A 21,950-nucleotide genomic window follows, 5' to 3' on the forward strand; every position below is an offset into this window, starting at 1 on the left:
GACGACGCTCGGCCTCATGCTGCGCTGGGACCTGTCGCTCGCGGACGCCCAGGGGGCGCGGGCGGCGCAGGCGCGGGCCCGCGCCGCGGACGAGGCCCTCGTCTGGCGCGAGCGGCAGGCGGCCCGCGAGGTCGGGGAGGCGCGCCGGGCGATCGAGACCGCCGACGCCCGGATCCGCTCCGGCGAGGAGGCCGTCGCGGCGTCCGAGTCGGCGCGGAACCTCCGCGCCGCGCGGCATCGCCAGGGACTCCTCCCGCTCACAGACGTCCTCGACGCGGAGGCCGGCCTCGCCGGCGCCCGCGCCCTGCTCCTCGCGAGCCGGCTCGAGGCGCGCGTCGCGCGCGCCCAGCTCGCGCTCGCGCTCAACCTGCCCATCGAAGGGATCACGCCATGAAGATCGCCGCACTCGCCGCGCTGGCGCTGCTCGCGCCCGCGCTCGTCTCCGCCTCGCCCGCCGCCGAGGCCGCCTCCCCGCGGCGCGTCCGGCCCGTCCGCGGCGAGACGACGCCCACGGGCGGCCACCTGGTCCCCGCGAACGTGATCGCGGCCCGGCGCGCGACCCTCTCGACGCGGATCGCCGCGCACGTCTCGGCGCTGCACGTCGAGGAGGGCCAGCGCGTGAAGCAGGGGCAGCTCCTCGTGTCCCTCTCCGCCTCCGACCTGCGCGGGGCGCTCGCCGCGGCCGAGAGCGGCCACGCGGCGGCCGCCGCCCACGAGAAGCGCATCCGCGCCCTCGCCGCGGAGCGCGCGGCGACGCCCTCCGAGCTCGAGATGGCCGTCTCCCAGCGCGCCCAGGCCCAGGCGGCCCTCTCGTCCGCGCGCGCCAACCTGGAGTACGCCCAGATCCGCGCGCCGTTCGCCGGCACCATCCAGGCGCGCCGCGTCTCGGCGGGCGACATGGTCGGCCCCGGCCAGCCGCTCCTCGAGCTCGAGGGCGACACGCTGGAGCTCCAGGCGAGCCTCACGGAGTCGGAGGCGGCCGGGCTCGCGCTCGGGCGAGCGCTCCCGTTCGTCTCGGGGGACGCGAAGGGGCAGGCGGAGATCACCGCCCTCACGCCCGGCGGCGACCCGGTCTCGCACCGGCGCGGCGTTCGCGCGCGCGTGCGGAACGTCACCGGCGAGCTCCGCTCGGGCGCGTTCGCGCGCCTCGAGGTGCCGGGCGCGGCGGAGGGCGCGCACGGGGCGTGGGTGCCGCGGAGCGCGCTCGTCGAGCGGGGCGATCTCACCGGCGTGTTCGTGGCCGCGGGCGGCAAGGCCGAGCTGCGCTGGCTCTCGCTCGGCGAGGCGACCGGCGACGGCTTCTCGGTCCGCGCCGGGCTCCGGCCCGGCGAGACCGTGATCGACGCCCCGGGCCCGCTGCGCGACGGGGAGCCGGTGGAGGTGCAGCCGTGAAGGAGCAGGGCTACGGTCTCGCCGGGCGCCTCGCGCGCCCGTTCCTGCGGTCGAAGCTCACGCCGGTGATCGTCTTCGCGTCGATCCTGCTCGGCGTGCTCGCCGTGTCGCTCACGCCGCGCGAGGAGGAGCCGCAGATCATCGTCCCGATGGTCGACGTCATGGTGCCCTTCCCGGGCGCCACGCCCTCCGAGGTGGAGAGCCAGGTCGTCACGCCGCTCGAGCGCCGGCTGTGGGGCATCCCCGGCGTGGAGTACCTCTACAGCACGAGCCGGCCGAACGCCGGGTTCATCACCGTGCGGTTCAAGGTGAACGAGCCGCTCGAGCCGAGCCTCGTGAAGGTCCACCAGGAGCTCGGGGCGCACCCGGAGCTGCTCCCGCAGGGCACGATGCCGCCCGTCGTCCGGGCGCTCACCATCGACGACGTCCCGTTCCTCACCGTGACGCTGCACGCCCAGGAGGCGCTCCCGGCGGGCGAGCTGCGCAAGCTCGCCGAGCAGGTCGCCCGGGAGCTCTCCGACGTCGAGCGCACCGCGCAGGTGCGCGTGGAGGGCGGCGCGCGGCGCGTGGTGCGCATCGAGCCGGATCCGGCGAGGCTGCGCACGCTGTCCGTCTCCATCGGCGAGCTGCACCAGGCGCTCCAGTCCGCCCAGGCGCAGCTCCCCGCCGGAGCGCTCGTCGACGGCGGCGCCCGCGTCGAGATCGAGGCGCGCGGGTTCGCGCGGTCGGCGGAGGAGCTCCGGCGCGTCGTGGTCGCGGTGCGCGACGGACGGCCGCTCTACGTCGAGGACGTGGCCCGCGTGACGGACGGCCCCGAGCCCGAGCCCGCCGTGGTGCTCACCGCGTCCAAGGAGCGGCCCGGCTTCGAGCAGGCCGCGACGGTGGTGGTGGCGAAGCGGCCCGGGACGAACGCGACCGAGCTCGCGGAGCGGGTGGTCGCCAAGGTGGACGCGCTGCGCGGCGGGCTCATCCCCGCCGCCGTCGACGCGACGGTCACCCGGAACTACGGCGAGACGGCGGGGGAGAAGTCGAACGAGCTCATCGAGCACCTCCTCATCGCGACGCTCTCGGTCATCGCCCTCATCCTCCTCGCCATGGGCTGGCGCTCGGCGCTCGTCGTGGCGGTCGCGGTCCCGGTGACGCTCGCCCTGACGCTGCTCCTCACCTACCTGAACGGCTACACGCTGAACCGCGTCACGCTGTTCGCGCTCATCTTCTCGATCGGCATCCTGGTCGACGACGCCATCGTGGTGGTCGAGAACATCCACCGCCACATGTACCTGCCCGGCCCGCGCCGGAGCTTCGCGCAGACCGTGCTCGACGCGGTGGACGAGGTCGGGAACCCCACCATCCTCGCCACGGTGGCGGTGATCGCGGCCATCCTGCCGATGGCGATGGTCCGCGGGCTCATGGGCCCCTACATGCGGCCCATCCCGGTGGGCGCGAGCGTGGCGATGGTCTTCTCGCTCGTCATCGCCTTCGTCGTGAGCCCCTGGGCGGCGATGAAGATCTTCCGCAAGGAGGCGCACCTCCCGGACACCGACGCGAGCGGCCTCCACCCCTCGGATCCGGCGCGGGACGCGCCCGAGCCCGAGCGCGACCTGCCCTCGGCCAACCCGGAGACCGCGCCCGAGGGGCGGCTCGCGCGCGCCGATCGCCGCGTCGTGCGGTGGCTGCTCGGGACCGGGAGGGTCCGCGTCGGCTTCCTCGCCGCGGTCGCCGTGCTGCTCCTCGCGGCGACGGCGCTGCTCTTCACCGGCGCGGTGAAGGTGAAGATGCTCCCGTTCGACAACAAGCGGGAGTTCCAGGTCCAGCTCGATCTCCCCGCGGGCGCCGCCCGCGAGGAGTCCCTCGCCCTCGGCCAGCGGGTCGCCCGCCGGCTCCTCGCCGAGCGGGAGGTCGAGAGCGTGCAGCTCCACTCGGGCGTCGCCGCGCCGTTCACCTTCGTCGGCATGGTGCGGCACAGCTTCATGCGCGAGGCGCCGGAGCAGGTGGACCTGCAGGTGAACCTCGTGCCGAAGGGTGAGCGCGACGCCTCGAGCCACGCCATCGCGGTGCGGGTGCGGCCCGAGATCGAGGCCCTCGCGAGGTCGCGCGACGCGCGCGTGAAGGTGGTCGAGATCCCGCCCGGTCCGCCGGTGCTCGCCACCATGGTGGCCGAGGTCTACGGCCCGAGCGCGGCGACCCGCGACCGGATCGCCGGCGAGGTGCGCGAGGCGTTCCGCGCGGTGCCCGGCGTGGTGGACGTGGACTCGACGCTCAACCCCACGGCCCCCAAGCTCGTCGTGGCGGTGGATCGGGAGAAGGCGGCGCTCCACGGGGTCGCGCCCGCGCACGTCGTGCAGACGCTCGCGGCGGCGGGCTACGGGGCGCCGCTCGGCGCGTTCCACGTCGAGCGCGGCGCGGCGCAGGTGCCGCTCGTCCTCCAGCTCGCGCCGGCGCAGCGCTCCCGGCTCGACACCCTCCTCGCGCTCACCGTCCCGGGCGCGCGCGGTCAGGTGCCGCTCTCCGAGCTCGTCCGCGTCGAGCGGACCCGCGAGGCGCCCGAGATCCAGCACAAGAACCTGATGCCGGTCTCCTACGTCACGGCCGACCTGGCCGGAGAGATCGAGAGCCCGCTCTACGCGCTCCTCGCCCTCGACGAGAAGCTCGAAGGCCTCCGCGGCGATCGCGGCGAGCCGGTCGCGCGCTACGGCCTCGCCCACCCGGCCAACACCGAGTCGCCTGCGATCAAGTGGGACGGGGAGTGGCACATCACGCTCGAGGTCTTCCGCGACCTCGGCCTCGCCTTCGCGGCGGTGATGCTGCTCATCTACGTGCTCATGGTCGGCTGGTTCCAGAGCTTCACGATGCCGATCGTGATCCTCGTGCCGATCCCGCTGTCGCTCGTCGGGATCCTGCCGGCGCACGCGCTCGGCGGGACCTTCTTCACGGCGACGAGCATGATCGGCTTCATCGCCGGGGCGGGGATCGTCGTGCGGAACAGCATCATCCTCGTGGACTTCGCGGAGCTGAAGCTGCGCGAGGGGATGCCGCTCGCGGCGGCGGTGGAGGAGGCGGTGCTCGTCCGCTTCCGCCCCATGGCGCTCACGGCGCTCGCCGTGATCGTCGGCAGCGCGGTGATGCTCGCGGACCCCATCTTCCAGGGGCTCGCGGTGGCGCTCATGGCCGGCGCGGTCGCGGCGACCCTGCTCTCGCGCTACGCGGTCCCGGTCCTCTACTACATGCTCGCCCGGCACGGGCGCGCCGCCGAGCTGCAGCGCGAGGGCGCCCGGGGCCGCACCGTCGAGGAGGAGGAGCGCCGGCCCTCGCCGCCGCTCGAGGCGGCGCTCGCGACCGGCACCGACGTGTATTGACGGAGCGCCGGGCGCCGCAGGCGCGCCCCCCGCTCGCGCCGACCAGCCGGCGCTGGCGGGGGGTGCGCTGCTTCTACTCTTCCTCGACCTTGTCCTCCACCCAGCTCATCGCGGCGAGCGCCCGGGGCCAGCCGATGGTGGTGATGGCGAGCCGGACCACGTGGGCGAGGTCCTCGCGCGAGCAGCCGCCCGCGGTCGCGAACCGGACGGCGGAGTGGACGCCGCCCTCCGTGCCGAGGCCCACCGCGATCCCGAGCTTCACGAGGCGGCGCTCGCGCTCCGAGAGCGGCCCGCTCTCGTGGAGTCGCCGGCCCAGCTCCTCGAACGCGGCGTAGACGTCGGGGTGCGAGCTCTTGAAGCGGAGGAAGTTCTCGGGGAGCTTCTGGGCCATCGGTCACCTCGCGGGTCGGAGTTCGCGCCTTCGTACAACGATGTGGACGCCGCCTGCGCGCGGGCGCAGGCGGAAGCCCCGGAAGGGCGGCCCTCCCCGTCCGCTCGGCCGAGCCGCCGAGCGGCGCGCTCCACCGTCCCCCGGGTCTCGCAGCCCGTCAGACGGCGCGACCGGCGTGGCGACGACTGCGCGATAATCGACACGAATGACGGCTCGCCTCTTCCGCTGCATCGCCGGCGCGGTCCTCGTGACCCTCGCGGGCGCGGCGCTCGCCGACGCGGCGCCCGCGCCGGTCCTCGTCTTCGGCGGCGACCGCGACTACCCGCCTTACGAGTTCATCGACGAGCACGGGAATCCCGCCGGGTACAACGTCGACCTGACCCGCGCCATCGCCGAGGTGATGGGGCTCCGGGTCGAGGTCCGGCTCGGCGGCTGGTCGGAGATGCGACAGGCGCTCGACGAAGGTCGCATCGACGCGCTGCAGGGGATGTCGTGGTCGGAGGAGCGGGCGCGGCGGCTCGCGCTCTCCCCGCCGCACACCCTCGTGAACCACGCCATCTTCGCGCGCAAGGGGACTCCTCCGGTGGGGTCGCTCGAGGAGCTGCGCGGCCACGCCGTCGCCGTCCACCGCGCGGGCATCATGGACGAGCACCTCACCGCGCTCGGGCTCGGCGACACCTTGCTCCGCACCGACACCCCCGCCGACGCGCTCCGGCTGCTCGCCTCGGGCCAGGGGGAGTACGCGGTGGTGGCCGCGCTGCCCGGGACGTACATCACGCGGCAGCTCCGGCTCACCAACGTCGTCCCGGTCGCTCGGAACGTCGCCGCGCACCGCTACGGCTACGCGGTCCGGAAGGACGACGCGGCGCTCCTCGCCCGCATCGAGGAGGGGCTCGCCATCCTGAAGCAGACCGGCCGCTACGATCAGATCCGGGAGCGGTGGCTGGGCGTGCTCGAGCCGGGCGTCACCTGGTGGACGTTCGTGAAGTACGGCGCGGTCGTCTTCGTGCCGCTGCTCCTGGTGCTCGGCGGCACGGTGCTGTGGTCGCGCTCGCTGCAGCGCGAGGTCGCAGCCCGGACCGCGTCGCTCGCGCGCGAGATCGGCGAGCGCGAGCGCGCCATGGAGCTCCTGCGCGACAACCAGGCCCAGCTCGTCCAGGCCGACAAGATGGCGGCGCTCGGCGTGCTCGTCTCCGGCGTCGCGCACGAGGTGAACAACCCGAACGGCTACATCCTGCTCAACATGCCCGTGCTGAAGGACGTCTACCTCGACGCGCTCGAGCTCTTCGAGCGGCGCTTCCAGGAGGAGGGCGACTTCATGCTGGCGGGGCTCCGCTACTCGCAGATGCGCGAGGAGCTGCCGGGCATGCTCGACGAGATGCTCGAGGGGGCGCGGCGCATCAAGCGGATCGTGGAGGACCTGAAAGACTTCGCGCGACGCGAGGACGCGCCCCGCCTCGAGCCGGTGGACCTCAACGCGATCGTGCGCGCCGCGGTGCGGCTCCTCGACGCTCGGATCCGGAAGGCCACCCGCCGCTTCGAGCTGACGCTCGCCGATCCGCTCCCGCGCGTGCGCGGCAACGCCCAGCGGATCGAGCAGGTGGTGGTGAACCTCGTCCTGAACGCCTGCGAAGCGTTGCCCGCCCCCGACCGCGCCATCCGCGTGAACACGGAGCACGACCGCGCCGCGGGCGTGGCGCGCGTCACGGTCCAGGACGAGGGGGTGGGGATCCCGCCCGAGCACCGCTCCCGCCTCACCGACCCCTTCTTCACCACCAAGCGCGAGCAGGGCGGGACCGGGCTCGGGCTCTCGGTGTCCGCCGCCATCGTGAAGGAGCACGGGGGCGCGCTGGAGTTCCGGTCGCCTCCCGGCGGGGGGACGGCCGTGGTGGTCACCTTGCCCGTCGTCCCCGAGGAGCGCGCCGCATGACCACCGGCACCTATCCGTCCTTTCCCATCCTCGCGGTGGACGACGAGCCGGCCTGGCTCCGCTCGCTCCGCGTCGCGCTCGGCCGCGCGGGCATCGATCACGTCGAGACGTGCCAGGACGCGCGCGAGGTGCCGGGCCTGCTCGCCGCGCGGCCGTTCGGCCTCGTCCTGCTCGACCTCAACATGCCGCACGTCTCGGGCGAGGATCTGCTCGCGCGCATCGCCGCCGATCACCCGGAGGTGATGGTCATCGTGATCAGCGGGATGAACCAGGTCGAGACGGCGGTGCGGTGCGTGAAGGCCGGCGCGTTCGAGTACTTCGTGAAGACGGAGGAGGAGGATCGACTCGTCGGCGGGGTCCTGCGCGCGGTGCGGATGCTGGAGCTGGAGGGCGAGAACCGCGAGATGGCGAGCCGGGTCCTCTCCGGCGGGCCGAAGCACCCCGAGGCGTTCGAGGCCATCGTGACCAGAGACCGCGCCATGCACGCGGTGTTCGCCTACGTCGAGGCCGTGGCGCGGAGCCCGCGACCGCTGCTCGTGCAGGGCGAGAGCGGCGTGGGCAAGGAGCTCGTCGCGCGCGCCGCGCACGCGCTCTCCGGTCGACCCGGTCCCATGGTGGCGGTGAACGCCGCAGGGCTCGACGACGCCATCTTCGCCGACACCCTCTTCGGGCACGCCCGCGGCGCGTTCACCGGCGCGGACCAGGCGCGGCCGGGGATGATCGAGGCCGCGGCGGATGGGACGCTCTTCCTCGACGAGATCGGCGACCTCGCCGTCGCCTCGCAGGTGAAGCTGCTCCGGCTGGTGCAGGAGGGCGAGTACTTCCCGCTGGGCAGCGATCGCCCCAAGCGCCTCCGGGCGCGCCTGATCGTCGCGACGCACCACGACCTCGCGGCGAAGCAGGACTCCGGCGCCTTCCGCCGCGACCTGTACTACCGGCTCGCCACGCACCAGGTCCGGATCCCGCCGCTTCGCGAGCGCAAGGGCGACGTGCCCCTGCTGCTCGAGCACTTCCTCGCGGAATCCGCGCGCGAGCTCGGACTCAAGAAGCCCACCGCGCCGCGCGAGCTCCCGATCCTGCTCTCCACCTACGCCTTCCCGGGCAACATCCGGGAGCTGAAGGCGATGACCTACGACGCGGTCAGCCTTCACCCCGGGCGAATCCTGTCCATGGAGACGTTCCTCCGGGCGATGGAGCGCGGCGGCGGCCCGGCGCCTGCGCGCGTCGCGGCGCAGGGGGAGCATCCGTTCGCAGGCGTCGACCCGCTGCCGACCATCCACGACGCCGTCGACCTGCTCGTGCGGGAGGCCGTCTCCCGCAGCGGAGGCAACCAGACGATCGCTGCGCGCCTCCTCGGCATCACTCAATCCGCGCTGTCGAGGCGCCTCAAGGCAGCACGAGGCGGATAGCGCCCCCGCGAATGGGCATGCGCCGGCGTATGGTCGTGCGCCCGCGCATCGCGCGCGCAACCGGGCGAGATCACGGAACGTCTCTGGGCCGTCGGCGCCGCAGGCATGAGCGGGCGCATGACCATTCACGAACCCGCCGGCGAAGAAGCCCCGGCGTTTCGGGCGGTTGCGCGCGGCGGCCGTCCGGCACCGCGCGTGCTCTCGCTTCCCTCGGGCCGGCGCGAGAGCCGGCCCGAGGGAGACCCCATGACGATCTTCTGGATCCAGTTCGCGCTCGTGCTCGGCGCCATCCTGCTCGGCATCCGCAAGGGTGGCGTCGCGCTCGGGATGATCGGCGGCCTCGGCGTGGCCGTGCTCGTGTTCCTGTTCCGGGCGGCGCCTTCCGAGCCGCCCGTCGCGGTGATGCTCATCATCCTCGCCGTCGTGACCGCGTCGGCGACGCTGCAGGTCGCGGGCGGCCTGGACTACCTCGTCCAGATGGCCGAGCGGCTCCTGCGCGCCCACCCGAAGTACGTGACCCTGCTCGCGCCGCTCTGCACGTTCGTTCTCACCATGTGCGTCGGGACCGGGCACGCCGTCTACGCGCTCCTGCCCGTCATCTCCGACGTGGCGGTGCGCACGAAGACCCGGCCCGAGCGCCCCATGGCCGTCTCCAGCGTCGCCGCCCAGATGGGCATCACCGCGAGCCCCGTCGCGGCGGCGGTGACCACGTTCCTCGGCTACTCGGCGAAGATGGGCACGCCGGTCACCATCTACGACATCCTCAAGATCACCATCCCGGCCGGCATCGTCGGGGTGATCGCTGCGTCGCTCTGGAGTCTCAACCGCGGGAAGGACCTCTACCAGGACCCGGAGTTCCTCGCGAAGCTCGACAGCCCCGCGTTCAGGGAGTCCCTCGACGTCTCCGTGACGACGCTCGGGAAGGAGCTGCCCAGGACCGCGAAGCTCTCGGTCGCGCTCTTCTTCGGCGGCGTGCTGTTCATCGTGCTGCTCGCGCTGCGCGACACCGCCGCGAGCGCCGGGCTCGCGCTGCCGCAGATCGTCCCGCTCGTGGGCGGAAAGCCCGTCCCCATGACGACGATCGTGCAGGTCGTCATGCTCGCCTTCGGCGCGATCATCCTGTTCGCGACGAACGTGAAGGCAGCGGACATCGCGAAGTCCTCCGTGTTCACCGCGGGCATGGTCGCCGTCGTGTCGATCTTCGGCATCGCGTGGATGAGCGACACGTTCGTCTCGGCGAACAAGTCGCTCCTCGTCTCGAAGATCGGCGACATGGTCCAGTTCGCGCCGTGGACCTTCGCGCTCGCGATGTTCTGCGTGTCCGCGTTCGTGAAGAGCCAGGCCGCGACGCTCACGGTGATGATCCCGTTCGGCATGGCGCTGAAGCTGCCGGCGACGCTGATGCTCGGCCTGCTGCCCGCGAGCTACGCGTACTTCTTCTTCGCGTTCTACCCGAGCGACATCGCCGCCATGAACATGGACCGGACCGGGACCACGCGCATCGGGAAGTACCTGCTCAACCACAGCTTCATGATGCCGGGCCTCATCGGCGTGTCGGTCTCGACGTTCGTCTCGTACGGGCTCTCGAAGATCGCGTTCTAGTGCTCCGTGCGCCCCGTCACCCGGTCTCCACGCGCCGTCCGGTCGCCCGGTCGAACCGGTGCACCCGCCGCGGGTCGAACGCGAGCCGCACCGGCGCGCCGGGGGCGGCCTCGAACCCGGCGTCGCAGCGCGCGACGAGCCGCGCGCCGGCGCGCTCCACCGTCACCCACGTCTCGGAGCCCATCGGCTCGACGAGCCAGACCTGCGCCTCGAGGCCGCCCGCCGCGGCGTCTCGAGAGACCCGCAGGTCCTCGGGCCGGAGCGCCACGTCGGCCGGGCCGGCCGGGAGCCCGAGCACCTCCGGCGCGACGAGGTTCACGGGCGGCGTCCCGACGAAGCGCGCCACGAAGGCCGTCGCGGGCGCGCCGTAGATCTCGCGCGGCGTCCCGAGCTGCTCGAGCGCGCCGTCTCGGAGCACCGCGATGCGGTCGGCGAGCGTCATCGCCTCGGCCTGGTCGTGCGTGACGTACACGAACGTCGCGCCGAGCCGCTCGTGCAGCTTCTTCAGCTCGGCGCGGACGCCGAGGCGCAGGGCGGCGTCGAGGTTCGAGAGCGGCTCGTCGAGCAGGAAGACCTTCGGGCGGCGGACGAGCGCCCGGCCGAGCGCGACGCGCTGCCGCTGCCCGCCGGAGAGCGCGCCGGGGCGGCGGTCGAGCAGCGGCGCGAGGCCGAGCAGCGCCGCGACCTCCTCCACGCGCGCCGCGATCTCGCGGCGCGGGCGGCCGGCCACCGCGAGCGGGAAGGCGAGGTTCCGGCGCACCGTCATGTGCGGGTAGAGCGCGTAGCTCTGGAAGACCATCGCGACGTCGCGCTCGCGCGGGGAGAGGTCGTTGACCACGCGCCCGTCGATCCGGACGACGCCGGCGTCCGGCGCCTCCAGGCCGGCGACGAGCGACAGGAGGGTGGACTTTCCGCAGCCCGAGGGACCGACCACCGCGACGAGCTCCCCGTCCCCCACGGAGAGGCTCACGCCGCGCAGCGCCGGGACGGCGCCGTAGGACTTCGCGAGCGACTCGAGCTCGAGGCGCGCGGCCACGCTCACCCCTTCACCGCGCCGGCCGTGAGCCCCGCCACCACCCGCCGCTGGAACAGGACCGCGATGGCCACGACCGGCGCCGTGGCGAGCGTGGACGCCGCCGCGAGGACGACGAAGGGATCGCGGAACTCCCCGCCGAAGAGCGCGAGCGCGACCGGCACGGTGCGGCGCGAGGGGGAGGTGAGGAACGTCACGGCGTAGAGGAGCTCGTTCCAGGCGAACACGAAGACGAGGAGCCCCGCCGTGGCGAGCCCTGGCGCGGCGAGCGGGAGGAGCACCCGCCGGAACGCGCCGAGCGGCGTGCACCCGTCCACGCGCGCGGCGCGGTAGAGCTCGACTGGCAGGGCGCGGAAGGTCCCCGTGAGGAGCCACAGCGCGAGGGGCACGGAGAAGCTCGTGTACGGGGCGACGAGCCCGGGGAGCGTGTCGAGGAGCCGCGCCGCCCGGAGCGCGGTGTAGAGCGGCGCCGCCGTGGCGATGGGCGGGAACATGGAGATGGCGAGCGCGCCGCCCAGGAGCGCCCGGCCGCCGCGCACGCCGAGCCGCGCGACGGCGAACGCCGCCGGGGCGGCGAGCGCGAGGGCGAGCGCCGCGGTGGCGCCGCTCACGAGGAGCGAGTTCAGGACCGCGCGCGCGAGGCCGCCGCCGGAGAGCGCGGCGGCGTGGTTCTCGAGGGTGAGGTGCGAGGGGAGCGGCCGCGCGAGCTCCGCGTCGGGCCAGAAGGAGGTGAGCGCGAGCCAGCCGAGCGGCAGGAGGAAGAACGCGAGGTAGGGGAGGGCGATCGTCCACGCGGAGCGCGGGCTCATGGCGGCGCCTCCCCCGGGCTCCGCTCGCCGAGGGCGGAGAGCCACGCGAGGCCGATCGCCACCACGCCCAGGAACGTGACGAGCGAGATCGCCGCGCCGAGCCCGAAGCTGCCCGCGCGGAGGAGCGTCCGGTACGCGTAGAGCGAGAGCGGCTCGGTCGTGTGGCCGGGCCCGCCCTCGGTGAGGACGAAGACGACGTCGAACACGCGGAAGGCGTCGAGGCTGCGGAACAGCAGGGCGAGCAGGAGCGCGGGGCGCAGGAGCGGCAGCGTGATCGAGCGGAAGACGCGGAGCGCGGACGCGCCGTCCACCCGCGCCGCGCGGGCGAGATCCTCCGGGATCGCCTGGAGGCCGGCGAGCAGGAGGAGCGCGACGAAGGGGGTCGTCTTCCAGACGTCAACGAAGATCGCGGCGTGCAGCGCGAGGCGCGGCCGCGTGAGCACCGCCCCCGCGCCGTCGGGCCAGAGCCTGGCGAGGAGCCCCAGGTCCGGCTGGAGGAGGAGCGCCCAGAGCTTCGCCGCGACGACCGTGGGGAGGATCCACGGGACGAGCACCGCCGCGCGGAGCGCGCCGCGGCCCCGCCCCGCGTGGTGGAGCGCGAGCGCCAGCGGAAGCGCGAGCAGGAGCTCGAGGCCGACCGCGACCGCGGTGAAGTACGCGGTGTTGGCGAGCGCGCCGAGGAAGCGCGCGTCGTGCGCGAGCGCGCGGTAGTTCGAGAGCCCGACGAAGTGGTCCTCGCCGAGCACCGGGACGCGGTGCCGGAGGGAGAGCCAGGCCGTGGCGAGGAGCGGCCCGAGCGCGACGAGCGCGAGCGCCGCCCCCGCGGGCGCCACGAGCGCCGCGCCCACGCGCCGCTCCCCGCGCGCGCTCACCGCGCCACCCCGGCGATGGCGTCCGCCTGCGCCTGCGCGCGGGCGAGCGCCTCCGCGGGCGAGCGCAACCCCGAGACCGCCGCGGAGAGCTCCCCCTGCAGCGCGTCGCCGGCGAGCATGTAGTAGGGCGTGACCGGGCGCGCGCGCGCGGCCTCGACGCGCGGGAGCAGCGCGGCGATGAACGGCGCCGCCGCGCGGATGCGCGGATCCTCGTACGAGGCGCGCCGCGCGGGGTTCCGGCCGTAGGCGATGGCGAGGACGGCGTTCGCGTCGGGCGAGGTGAGGTGCGCGACGAGCCGGGCCGCCGCGGCGCGGCGCGCCGCCGGCGCGCGCGAGGAGATCCCGAGCTGCCAGCCCCCGAGGGCGCCGGGGGCGGGCCCCTCCGCGCCCGGGAGGGACGCGACCCCGACCCGTCCGCGGACCGGCGAGGCGGGATCCTGCAGGAGCGGCCACGCGTAGGGCCAGTTGCGCATGAACACGGCGCGGCCCTCCTGGAAGGCCCGCCGCGCGTCCTCCTCCGCGGCGGTCACCACCGACCTCGGGGAGAGCCCGTCCGCGACGAGCCCGCGCAGGTGATCCAGCGCCTCGCGCGCGGCGGGCGAGTCGAGCCGCAGCCGCTCGCCGTCGAGCGCCGTGCCGCCGTACCCCCACAGCGCCTCGAAGAAGTTGCAGGAGAGCCCCTCGTACTGCCGTCCCTGCCACAGGTAGCCCGCGATCCCGGGCGCCTCCGCCTGCGCGGCGCGGATCGCGGCCGCGAGGGCGGCGTAGGTGCGGGGCGGCTCCGGGACGAGGTCGGTGCGGTAGTAGAGGAGCCCCACGTCCACGTACCACGGCACCGCGTACGTCCGGCCGCCCTGGACGACGGCGCCCGCAGGACCGGCGAGGAACTCCTCCCGCACGCGCGCGGGCGGGAACGCGTCGGAGAGATCGGCGAGCCACCCGGCCCGCGCGAGCTCGGCCACCCAGACCACGTCGAGGACGAGCACGTCCACGTCCTCGCCGCCCGCGCCGAGCGAGGTGACGAGGAGCTGGTGGGCCAGATCGGCCGCGTTGGGGAGGGCCTGCAGCTCGACCTCCACGCCGCTCTCGCGCTCGAAGGCCGCGACGAGCGCGCGGAACGGAGCCGGGTCGGGGCCGAGCGGCTGGTAGCGCAGGACGAGGCGCTGCGCCCCGCGGGCGTCCCCCTCGTGCGACCGGCACCCCGCGGCCAGGGCGGCGCAGAGGAGGACCGGGACGAGGGCGCGGGGAGACGGCCTCACGCGGGGAGCGTAACGGGGGTGGGCGCTTCGGGCGGAGCATCCCGCGGGTGCGGCCCGGGTCGGGGGGTCGGTGCACGCCCCCGGACCAGGATCCCGCTCCGCACCGCGATCTCGAGAGCGAAGCCCGCGAGGCTCGAGGGCGCGGGCCGGGACGCGCGCTCCAGCGGGGGCAGGGCGGGGCGCTCGCCGCGAGCCCTGGGGGCCGAGTCGGGACCGCGGTCACCCGAGCGCGCCGACGACCACCTTCCACTCGCGGACGCGCCACGAGGTGACGAGCCCGTTCCGGACGTAGGGGTCGGCCCGCGCGAACGCCTCCGCGCTCTCGGGGCCGTCGCCCCGGAACACGAGCAGCGCGCCCTCGGGCGGATCGAACGCACCCGCGAGGACGAGCTTGCCCTCGCGGTGCGCCTGCTCCGCGAGCGCGAGGTGCTCCGGGCGGTGGGGCGCGCGCCGCGCGAGGTAGTCGGGGATGGTGTCGTAGACGAGCGCGTAGAGCGGCATGGGCACCTCCGGTGTCAGGGGTTGAGGAGCGACGTCGTCCAGCCTCGGTCGTAGCGCGTGAACAGGGTCCTGTGGTGGAGCCGGCCGTCGGCGCTGACCCAGAACTCGATCCGATCGGGTCGCAGCAGGTAGCCCCCCCAGAACGGCGGACGCGGGACGTCGGCGCCGGCGAAGCGCGCCTCGGCGGCCCGGGCCGCCTCCTCGAGGACCGCGCGCGACGCGAGCGGCTGGCTCTGACGGGAGGCCCACGCGCCGAGCTGGCTCGCCCGCGGGCGCGTGGCGAAGTAGGCGTCCGAGGCGGCGTCGTCGAGGAGCGCCACCTCCCCCTCGGCGCGCACCTGCTCGCCGATGGCCGGCCAGTGGAAGCAGAGCGCCGCGCGCGGATTGACCGCGAGCTCTCGCCCCTTGCGGCTCTCCCGGTTCGTGAAGAACGCGAACCCCTCCGCGCCGACCTCCTTCACGAGGACGATCCGGACCGAAGGCCTCCCGCTCGCGTCGGCGGTGGCGAGGGCCGCCGCGGTGGGGTCGGCGCTCGAGGCGCCTGCGGCCCGGGCGAGGGCCGCGTGGAAGCGGGCGATGGGGTCGAGCGGATCGGGCATCGCGCGGGAGCATAACCGGGCGCGGGCGAGCGCGACGGGTGGAGGACCGCGACCTCGACCTCGACCCGGGTGCGACCTCGACCCGCCCCCGACCCCGATCCCCTTACGCCGCATCCCCTTGCGCCTGCGCCCATCCTCCGCCAATTAGACGGCCGTGCCCGCCTCCTCCCTCGACCGCGCGACCGCTCGCCCGGGCCCCCATCGCCGCTGGCTCCTGCTCGTCCTCGGCTGGACCTGCTTCGTCCTGGGGGTCGTCGGAGCGGTGCTCCCGCTCGTCCCGACCACGCCCTTCATGCTCGTGGCGCTGTGGGCGTTCTCGTCGAGCTCGGAGCGGTTTCACCGCTGGCTCTACCACCACCGCGTGTTCGGGCCTCCCCTGCAGCGCTGGCAGCGGGAGCGGGCCCTCCCGCTCTGGGTGAAGCTCGTCGCGGCGGGCTCGATGGCCGCGAGCCTCGTGTACGCCACGTTCGCCCTGAGCGTCCCCGGGTACGCGCTCGCCGCGATGGCGGCGGTGATGCTCGCGGGCCTCGTCTTCGTCGCGCGGATCCCGAGTCGGGCCGCGCGAGGTCCCACTCGATGAACGGCGTGGAGGAGAACATGGACGTGCGCTTCGAGGAGGCAGAGGCGGCGGATCTTCCTCAGCTCCGCGCGCTCCTCGCGCAGGCGAACCTCCCCGAGGCGGACGTTGGCGCCTCGAACCAGGTCTTCCTCGTGGCGCGTGCGCCGGGCGGCGCGCTCGTGGGTTGCGTCGCGCTCGAGCGCTACGGGGACGACGTCCTCCTCCGCTCCCTCGCGGTCGTACCGTCGCGTCGGGGAGAGGGCCTCGGCGTGGCGCTGCACGCGCGCGCGCTCGAGCGGGCGCGCAAGCTCGGCGCCCGGACCGTGTACCTGCTCACCACCACCGCCGAGGGGCTGTTCGCCCGCGCCGGCTACGCGCGCATCGAGAGGAGCGCGGTCCCGGCGGAGGTCCGGGCGAGCCCGGAGTTCGACGCGCTCTGCCCGGCGAGCGCGGTCTGCATGATCCGGCGCCTCGGCTGACCGCCGGACCGCCTTCTAGCGGTGGGGCGCAGGCGGCGGGGCGGGGACGGGCTGGGCGGCGGGCGTCGCCGGTCCGCCGATCTGCGTGAGCCCCGTGAACGTCCCGTCCGGCCTGTCGGCGACGTCCGCCTCGAGGCGCAGCTCCGTCACCGAGCCGCCCGAGAGCGCCACCTCGCCGTTCGCCACGAGGTCCGCCAGCCGGAACGCGACGAGGCCGACGTCGGTCATCCGGCCGCCGCCCTCGTCGGTCACCACCCGCAGCGAGATCGTCCGTTCGTCGTACGCGTTCGCCGCGACGACGACGCTGCCCTCGAGGAGTGCGTAGACGCCGCGCCGCGGCGCGCTCTGGAAGGCGCGGCCGTCGGGCAGCGCGAGGGTCACGACGAGGTTCGGCTGGTTGGCGTGCGGGATGCGGCGCGCGAGGTCGAGCGCCACGCCCGTCGGCGACTGGGCGCTACCCTCCGTGTGCTTCGCGAGGCGCGTCAGCGCCCGGTCGAGCTCGAGGCTGCGGCTGCCCGCCCAGGGCCAGCCGTCCGGCCGCGTGGGGCGGACGAGGACGGACCGGAGCCGCACCGCGTAGGGGCGCACCTTGACGCGGTCGAGCTCGGCGAGGGCGATGCCGCCGTCGGCCTCGAGCGCCGCCGCCTCGGCGAACGCCCGCTCGGCGCCGGAGAAGTCGCGCCGCCGGAGCGCCTCGTCGCCCTGGGCGAGGAGCCCGGCGCAGCGCGCGCGGGGCTGGGCGCGGCCGTTCGGGCGCAGCTTCAGGGCGGCGTCGTAGCTCGCCTTCGCCTCCGCGAAGCGACGCTTCGCGAGGAGCGCGTCGCCCTCGGCCGCGTACCGCTCGGACTCCGCGTCCTTCCAGCGCTCGTGCTCGGCGCGGACCGCGTCGAGCCGGGGGGTGACGCTCGCGTCGACCCGCGCCGCGCGCGTGAGGAGCTCGATGGCCTCGGGGAACTGACGGGCCGCGCGGTGGCGCTCCGCCGCGTCGACCGCGCCACGCACCACGCCCGGCTCCACCCGCCGGGCCTCCGCCGCGACGCCCGGGTCGTCGGTCGCCGCGCGCGCGCCTTCCAAGAGCTGCAGCGCCGTGGCCCAGTCGCGCCCGCTCGCCGACTCCTGCGCGCGCCGGAGCCGGAGGTAGCCCACCTCTCGGCCGGAGTCGCGCCGCAGGGTCGCGAGCGCCGCGCTCGTCGGCTCCAGCGCGAGCGCGTAGTCGGACTCGGAGAACGCGCACTCCCAGTCGCGCGCCGCGACGCACGCCTGCGCCCGCCTCGTCGCGTCCTCCAGCGCGGCCGCGCGCGCCTGCCGGTACTTGTCCTGCAGCTCCTTCTTGGACGGATCCTTGCGCACCGCCGCCGCGTACTCGCGCTCGGCGGTCTTCCAGTCGCCGAGCGCGGCGGCGCGGTCGCCGGACTTCTCGTGCGCGGCGCACGCGAGCGCGACGGCCAGGGCCAGGGCGAGGAGCGACAGCGAGCGGCGCGTCATGCGGGGATCTCCGGGGCGCCGGCCGGGCGGCCGGGCGAGCCCACGCTACGGGGAAGCCGCCTCGCTGGGCAAGTCCGCGACCGGCGTGACGTCCGCGCCGCCGCGGCGCGTCGGGATATCGTGGGCGAAGCGGGACCACCGCTGCGCACCGTCCCTCACAGCGGCCCTCGATCTTCGCGCCTCCGGGTCAGACCCAGTCGCGCGGCGTGCGGAGCACCTCGAGGAGCGCCGCCTCGCGGCTGCCCGGGGCGGGCTCGTGGCCGTACACCCAGCGGACGCGCGGCGGCAGCGACATCAGGATCGACTCGGTGCGCCCGCCGGTCTCGAGCCCGAACACCGTCCCGCGGTCGAGCACGAGGTTGAACTCCACGTAGCGTCCGCGGCGGATCTCCTGCCAGCGCCGCTCCTCCTCGCCGTACGGCTCCGCGCGGCGCCGCTCGACGATGGGCACGTAGGCCGCCAGGAAGTCGGACGCGACGTCCTTCGCGAAGGCGAGGTCCCGCTCGAGCGGGCCCCCCGTGTCCTCGAAGAAGATCCCGCCCACGCCGCGGTGCTCCCCGCGGTGGCGCAGGTGGAAGTAGGCGTCCGCGGCGCGCTTGAGCCGCGCGTGGCTCCCCGCCGCGTGCCGCTCGCAGGCCTCGCGCATCACGCGGTGGAAGTGGACGCAGTCCTCGTCGAACAGGTAGTAGGGCGTGAGGTCCGCCCCCCCGCCGAACCAGCCTGCCTCCCCGCGGCGGATCATCCGCACGTTCATGTGCGCGGTCGGCACCATCGGGCTCTGCGGGTGGATGACGACGGACAGCCCGGTCGCGGCGAACGCGACGCCCTCGCCTCCCACCCTGCGGGCGAAGTCGGGGGAGAGCGCGCCGTGCACGTCCGAGAAGCTCACCCCCGCCTTCTCGAAGACGGCGCCGTCCTGGAGCACGCGGGAGATCCCGCCGCCGCCGCCCGGCCGCGCCCACGCGTCCTCGCGAAAGCGCGCCGCGCCGTCCACGCGCTCGAGCTCGCGGCAGAGGGCGTCCTGGGTGGCACGCGTGAACGCGACCATGTCGGCGTAGAGGCGGTCGAGCGCTTCGGGCGGGGCGGGCGTGGGCACGGCGACGAGATGCCGCGCGGACCCGCGCGGTGCCACCTCCCGGCGGGGGCGGGGACGCACGCACCGTCTCGTGCCTTGATGTCGCGAGGCGCGTCCGTGAAAGGGAGCGCGGGGCGGGGGATGCGGGATCGGGTGAACCGGGTGTTCGGCGCCGCGAGCGCGCTCCTCGACCGTTCGCACCGGCCGCGCGCCATCGAGGCGGCGCTCCTCCTCGCCGTCGCCGGCGCGGCGGTCGGGCTCGTGCGGCTCGGCCACCTGGCCGGTGGCGGGCTCCGCGCCGCCGTCGAGATCGACCTCTCCGTCGCGGCGCTCCCGCGCTACGCGCTCTACTCCCTGCTCCGCGGCGTCGCCGCCTATGCGCTCTCCCTCGTCTTCTCCATCGGCTACGGGTACTGGGCCGCGAAGGATCGCCGCGCGGAGCGCGTCCTCGTCCCGCTCCTCGACGTGCTCCAGAGCATCCCGGTCCTCGGCTTCATGCCCGGGCTCGTCCTCGCGCTCGTCGCCGCGTTCCCGCGCTCGCGCGTGGGCCTCGAGCTCGCGGCGATCCTCATGATCTTCACGGGCCAGGCCTGGAACATGACGTTCAGCTTCTACCGCGCGGTGAGGAGCGTGCCGAAGGAGCTCGCCGAGGTCGCCGCCTGGGGGCGCTTCTCGGCGTGGCGGCGCTTCCGCGCGCTCGAGCTGCCGGCGGCCGCCATCGGGCTCGTCTGGAACAGCATGATGAGCATGGCGGGCGGCTGGTTCTTCCTCATGGTGAGCGAGGCGTTCGTGCTCGGCGACCGGGACTTCCGCCTCCCCGGGATCGGCGCGTACATGAGCGTCGCCGTTCAGCGCGGGGACGGCGGCGCCATGATCGCGAGCGTCGTCGCCATGGCGCTCCTCGTCGTCCTGCTCGACCAGCTCGTGTGGCGGCCGCTCGTCGCGTGGTCGGAGCGCTTCCGGCTGGACGAGGGCGGCGCCGCCCTGCCGGCGCGTTCCTGGGTGTACGACCTCCTGCGCCGCTCGCGGCTCGCCGCCGCCCTCCGTCGCCGGCGACGCCCTCCTCGCCCGCCCCGCCGCGCACCGCGCGCGGTCGCCGCGGCGCTGCCGCTCGTCTCCCCGGCGCTGTTCCTCCTCCTGCTCGGCGTCCTCGCGGTGGGCGGGCTGCGCCTCGTCCAGCTCCTCCGGGCGGAGAGCGCGTCCGCCTGGATCGGCGTGGGCCGCGAGGCGGCGATCACGCTCGGCCGCGTGCTCGCCTCGGTCGCGCTCGCGACGCTCTGGGCGGTGCCGGCGGGCATCGCGATCGGGCGCTCGCCGCGGCTCGCACGCGTGCTCCAGCCGGCGGTCCAGGTCGTCGCCTCGTTCCCGGCGCCGATGCTCTTCCCGGCGGTGGTCCTCGCGCTCCGCGCGGCGGGCGTCGGCCTCGGCGTCGCGAGCGTCCTCCTCATGACGCTCGCCACCCAGTGGTACGTGCTCTTCAACGTGATCGCCGGCGCGCAGGCGGTGCCCTCGGATCTCGAGGAGGCCTCGCGCGCCTACCGGCTCGGGCGCTGGCAGCGGCTCCGCGCGCTCTACCTGCCGGCGGTGTTCCCGTACCTCGTCACCGGCTGGGTCACCGCCGCGGGCGGCGCCTGGAACGCGAGCATCGTCTCGGAGTACGTCGCGATCGGGAGGGACACCCTCGTCGCGCCCGGGCTCGGCGCCGCGATCAGCCGGGCCGCCGCGGAGGCGAGGCTCGCGGATCTCGCGGCCGCGGTGACGGTGATGGCGGTCACCGTCGTGGTGTTCAACCGGCTCGTGTGGCGCCCGCTCGGCCGGGTCGCCGAGGAGCGCTTCTCGCTCCAGAGGTAGGGGAGGGCATGGCCGCGAACGCCGCGAACGGACCGCTGTGCGAGCTGAGGAGGCTCGTCGTCGAGTTCCCGCAGCCGCACGGACCGCCGCGCCGCGTGCTCGAGGACGTGGACCTCGAGGTCCGCGCGGGCGAGGTGCTCGCGCTCCTCGGCCCTTCGGGCTGCGGGAAGTCGACGATCCTGCGGGTCCTCGCCGGGCTCCTCGCGCCCACCGGGGGCGAGGTGCGCTTCCGCGGCGCGCCGCTCCGCGGCGTGAACCCGGCGGTGGGGTTCATGTTCCAGGGCGCTGCGCTCTTCCCGTGGATGACCGTGGCGCGGAACGTCTCGGAGGTGCTCCGCGCCGCCGGGACGCCGCCCGCCGAGGTCCCAGCGCGGACCGAGCGCGCGCTGCGGCTCGTCGGCCTCGCCGAGGTGGCGGACGCCTACCCGCGAGAGCTCTCCGGCGGGATGAAGCAGCGGGTCGGCACCGCCCGCGCGCTCTCGCTCGAGCCGGAGCTCCTGTTCATGGACGAGCCGTTCAGCCAGGTGGACGCGCTCACCGCCGAGGCGCTCCGCGCCGAGATCCTGGACATCTGGGCGGCCGCGGAGCGGCGCCCGAGCGCGATCGTGCTCGTGAGCCACGACATCCCCGAGGTCGTGTACATGGCCGATCGGATCGTCGTGCTCGACGCCAACCCGGGCCGGGTCCGCGCCGTGATCGACGACCCGCTCCCGCGCCCGCGCGACTACCGCTCGCCGGGGCTCGCGCAGCTCGTCGACCGGCTGCACGACGTCATCACCGGGATGGAGATGCCGGACGTGCCCGCCGGGGGCGCGCCGGTGGAGGCGCTCCCGGACGCGAGCGCGGGCGACGTGATCGGCCTCGTCGAGTACCTGGACGCGCGCGGCGGGCGGGAGGACGTGTTCCGCATCGCCGCCGAGACCGACAGCCGGTTCGACCGCACCATCAACGCGGTCAACGCCGCCGAGCTCCTCGATCTCGTCGACACGCCCCGCCGGGCGGTGGTGCTCGCGCCGCTCGGCCAGCGCTTCGTCCGGGCGCCCGACGCGGAGCGGCGCGCGATCTGGCGCGAGCGCCTCCTGGGCCTCGGGCTCTTCCGGCAGGTGCAGGACGCCATCGCCCGGAGCCCCGGCGGCCGGGTGGAGCGCGACTTCGTGCTCGAGCTCATCGCGGTCGCCGCGCCGCGCGAGGACTTCGAGGCGGTGTTCGAGCGGTTCGTGTCCTGGGCGAGCTACGGCGGCCTCTTCGTCCACGACGCCGCGGCGCAGGTGCTCACCGCGCCCTGAGGGCCGCGGCGCGGATCCGGGATGGCCGCTCGCCCGGGGATCGGCCGGGGGGCCCCCGGGGT

At 75.1% G+C, this 21,950-nt stretch carries 19 protein-coding genes; 10 read left to right on the top strand and 9 right to left on the bottom strand.

Translation table 11 applies throughout. The features are described from left to right. From MNZ29_RS15455 to MNZ29_RS15465, 3 genes are all read left to right on the top strand, one after another. The coding region (locus MNZ29_RS15455; protein WP_242355806.1) for a TolC family protein at positions 1-394 on the top strand (394 nt) is incomplete at its 5' end. Further along, the gene (locus MNZ29_RS15460; RefSeq protein ID WP_242355808.1) at positions 391-1,392 is read left to right on the top strand and encodes an efflux RND transporter periplasmic adaptor subunit; all 1,002 of its coding nucleotides are present in this window, start codon (positions 391-393) and stop codon (positions 1,390-1,392) included. The genes MNZ29_RS15455 and MNZ29_RS15460, both read left to right, overlap by 4 nt. Then, positions 1,389-4,748: an efflux RND transporter permease subunit gene (locus MNZ29_RS15465; RefSeq protein ID WP_242339729.1), complete on the top strand. Its 3,360-nt coding sequence runs from the start codon at positions 1,389-1,391 to the stop codon at positions 4,746-4,748. Before MNZ29_RS15460 ends, MNZ29_RS15465 begins: the two co-directional genes overlap by 4 nt. Positions 4,749-4,821: 73 nt before the next feature. Here MNZ29_RS15465 and MNZ29_RS15470 read toward each other — a convergent pair whose 3' ends face one another. Beyond that, positions 4,822-5,139 (bottom strand): carboxymuconolactone decarboxylase family protein, encoded by a 318-nt coding sequence (locus MNZ29_RS15470; protein WP_242339727.1) that lies wholly within the window; start codon positions 5,137-5,139, stop codon positions 4,822-4,824. A gap of 205 nt (positions 5,140-5,344) precedes the next feature. Between MNZ29_RS15470 and MNZ29_RS15475 the strand changes: the two genes are divergently transcribed. From MNZ29_RS15475 to MNZ29_RS15485, 3 genes are all read left to right on the top strand, one after another. Continuing rightward, on the top strand, positions 5,345-7,069 hold the full coding sequence (locus tag MNZ29_RS15475; protein WP_242339725.1) for a transporter substrate-binding domain-containing protein: 1,725 nt from the start codon (positions 5,345-5,347) through the stop codon (positions 7,067-7,069). Then, complete coding sequence (locus tag MNZ29_RS15480) at positions 7,066-8,478, top strand: sigma-54 dependent transcriptional regulator (RefSeq protein ID WP_242339723.1); 1,413 nt, start codon at positions 7,066-7,068, stop codon at positions 8,476-8,478. The genes MNZ29_RS15475 and MNZ29_RS15480 overlap by 4 nt, the downstream gene beginning before the upstream one ends. 246 nt (positions 8,479-8,724) lie before the next feature. Then, complete coding sequence (locus tag MNZ29_RS15485) at positions 8,725-10,080, top strand: anaerobic C4-dicarboxylate transporter (protein ID WP_242339721.1); 1,356 nt, start codon at positions 8,725-8,727, stop codon at positions 10,078-10,080. Between the two features lie 16 nt (positions 10,081-10,096). On the opposite strand, the gene MNZ29_RS15490 is transcribed toward MNZ29_RS15485, so the two are convergent. From MNZ29_RS15490 to pdxH, 6 genes are all read right to left on the bottom strand, one after another. Further along, on the bottom strand, positions 10,097-11,122 hold the full coding sequence (locus MNZ29_RS15490; RefSeq protein WP_242339719.1) for an ABC transporter ATP-binding protein: 1,026 nt from the start codon (positions 11,120-11,122) through the stop codon (positions 10,097-10,099). Continuing rightward, a complete protein-coding gene (locus MNZ29_RS15495) occupies positions 11,119-11,922 on the bottom strand; it encodes a carbohydrate ABC transporter permease (RefSeq protein ID WP_242339717.1) in 804 nt (267 codons plus the stop codon). The genes MNZ29_RS15490 and MNZ29_RS15495 overlap by 4 nt, the downstream gene beginning before the upstream one ends. Beyond that, positions 11,919-12,794, bottom strand: coding sequence for a carbohydrate ABC transporter permease (locus tag MNZ29_RS15500; RefSeq protein ID WP_242339714.1), 876 nt, complete (start codon positions 12,792-12,794; stop codon positions 11,919-11,921). Before MNZ29_RS15500 ends, MNZ29_RS15495 begins: the two co-directional genes overlap by 4 nt. Then, entirely contained in the window at positions 12,791-14,053 is a 1,263-nt protein-coding gene (locus MNZ29_RS15505) for an ABC transporter substrate-binding protein (RefSeq protein ID WP_242339712.1), read from the bottom strand. Before MNZ29_RS15505 ends, MNZ29_RS15500 begins: the two co-directional genes overlap by 4 nt. Before the next feature lie 219 nt (positions 14,054-14,272). After that, positions 14,273-14,554 carry a YciI-like protein gene (locus tag MNZ29_RS15510; protein WP_242339710.1) on the bottom strand — a complete coding sequence of 94 codons (282 nt, stop codon included), beginning with the start codon at positions 14,552-14,554 and terminating at the stop codon, positions 14,273-14,275. 14 nt (positions 14,555-14,568) lie between these two features. Beyond that, positions 14,569-15,153, bottom strand: a complete 585-nt coding sequence (gene pdxH, locus MNZ29_RS15515; RefSeq protein ID WP_242339708.1) for a pyridoxamine 5'-phosphate oxidase — start codon at positions 15,151-15,153, stop codon at positions 14,569-14,571. Between the two features lie 154 nt (positions 15,154-15,307). Here pdxH and MNZ29_RS15520 point away from each other — a divergent pair, with 154 nt between their 5' ends. Together MNZ29_RS15520 and arsN2 are read left to right on the top strand one after the other, a co-directional pair. After that, complete coding sequence (locus tag MNZ29_RS15520; protein ID WP_242339707.1) at positions 15,308-15,733, top strand: YbaN family protein; 426 nt, start codon at positions 15,308-15,310, stop codon at positions 15,731-15,733. Further along, positions 15,730-16,191 (top strand): arsenic resistance N-acetyltransferase ArsN2, encoded by a 462-nt coding sequence (gene arsN2 / locus MNZ29_RS15525; RefSeq protein ID WP_242339705.1) that lies wholly within the window; start codon positions 15,730-15,732, stop codon positions 16,189-16,191. The genes MNZ29_RS15520 and arsN2 overlap by 4 nt, the downstream gene beginning before the upstream one ends. Before the next feature lie 15 nt (positions 16,192-16,206). Here arsN2 and MNZ29_RS15530 read toward each other — a convergent pair whose 3' ends face one another. Together MNZ29_RS15530 and hemF are read right to left on the bottom strand one after the other, a co-directional pair. Continuing rightward, positions 16,207-17,676 carry a hypothetical protein gene (locus MNZ29_RS15530; protein WP_242339703.1) on the bottom strand — a complete coding sequence of 490 codons (1,470 nt, stop codon included), beginning with the start codon at positions 17,674-17,676 and terminating at the stop codon, positions 16,207-16,209. Between the two features lie 187 nt (positions 17,677-17,863). Next, positions 17,864-18,724: an oxygen-dependent coproporphyrinogen oxidase gene (gene hemF, locus MNZ29_RS15535; protein ID WP_242339735.1), complete on the bottom strand. Its 861-nt coding sequence runs from the start codon at positions 18,722-18,724 to the stop codon at positions 17,864-17,866. 180 nt (positions 18,725-18,904) lie between these two features. Between hemF and MNZ29_RS15540 the strand changes: the two genes are divergently transcribed. Next, entirely contained in the window at positions 18,905-20,602 is a 1,698-nt protein-coding gene (locus tag MNZ29_RS15540) for an ABC transporter permease subunit (RefSeq protein WP_242355810.1), read from the top strand. 8 nt (positions 20,603-20,610) lie between these two features. Next, positions 20,611-21,888, top strand: a complete 1,278-nt coding sequence (locus MNZ29_RS15545; RefSeq protein ID WP_242339699.1) for a nitrate/sulfonate/bicarbonate ABC transporter ATP-binding protein — start codon at positions 20,611-20,613, stop codon at positions 21,886-21,888. Positions 21,889-21,950 lie beyond the last annotated feature (62 nt).

This window comes from Anaeromyxobacter sp. SG64 (assembly GCF_022690745.1).
GTDB lineage: Bacteria > Myxococcota > Myxococcia > Myxococcales > Anaeromyxobacteraceae > Anaeromyxobacter > Anaeromyxobacter soli.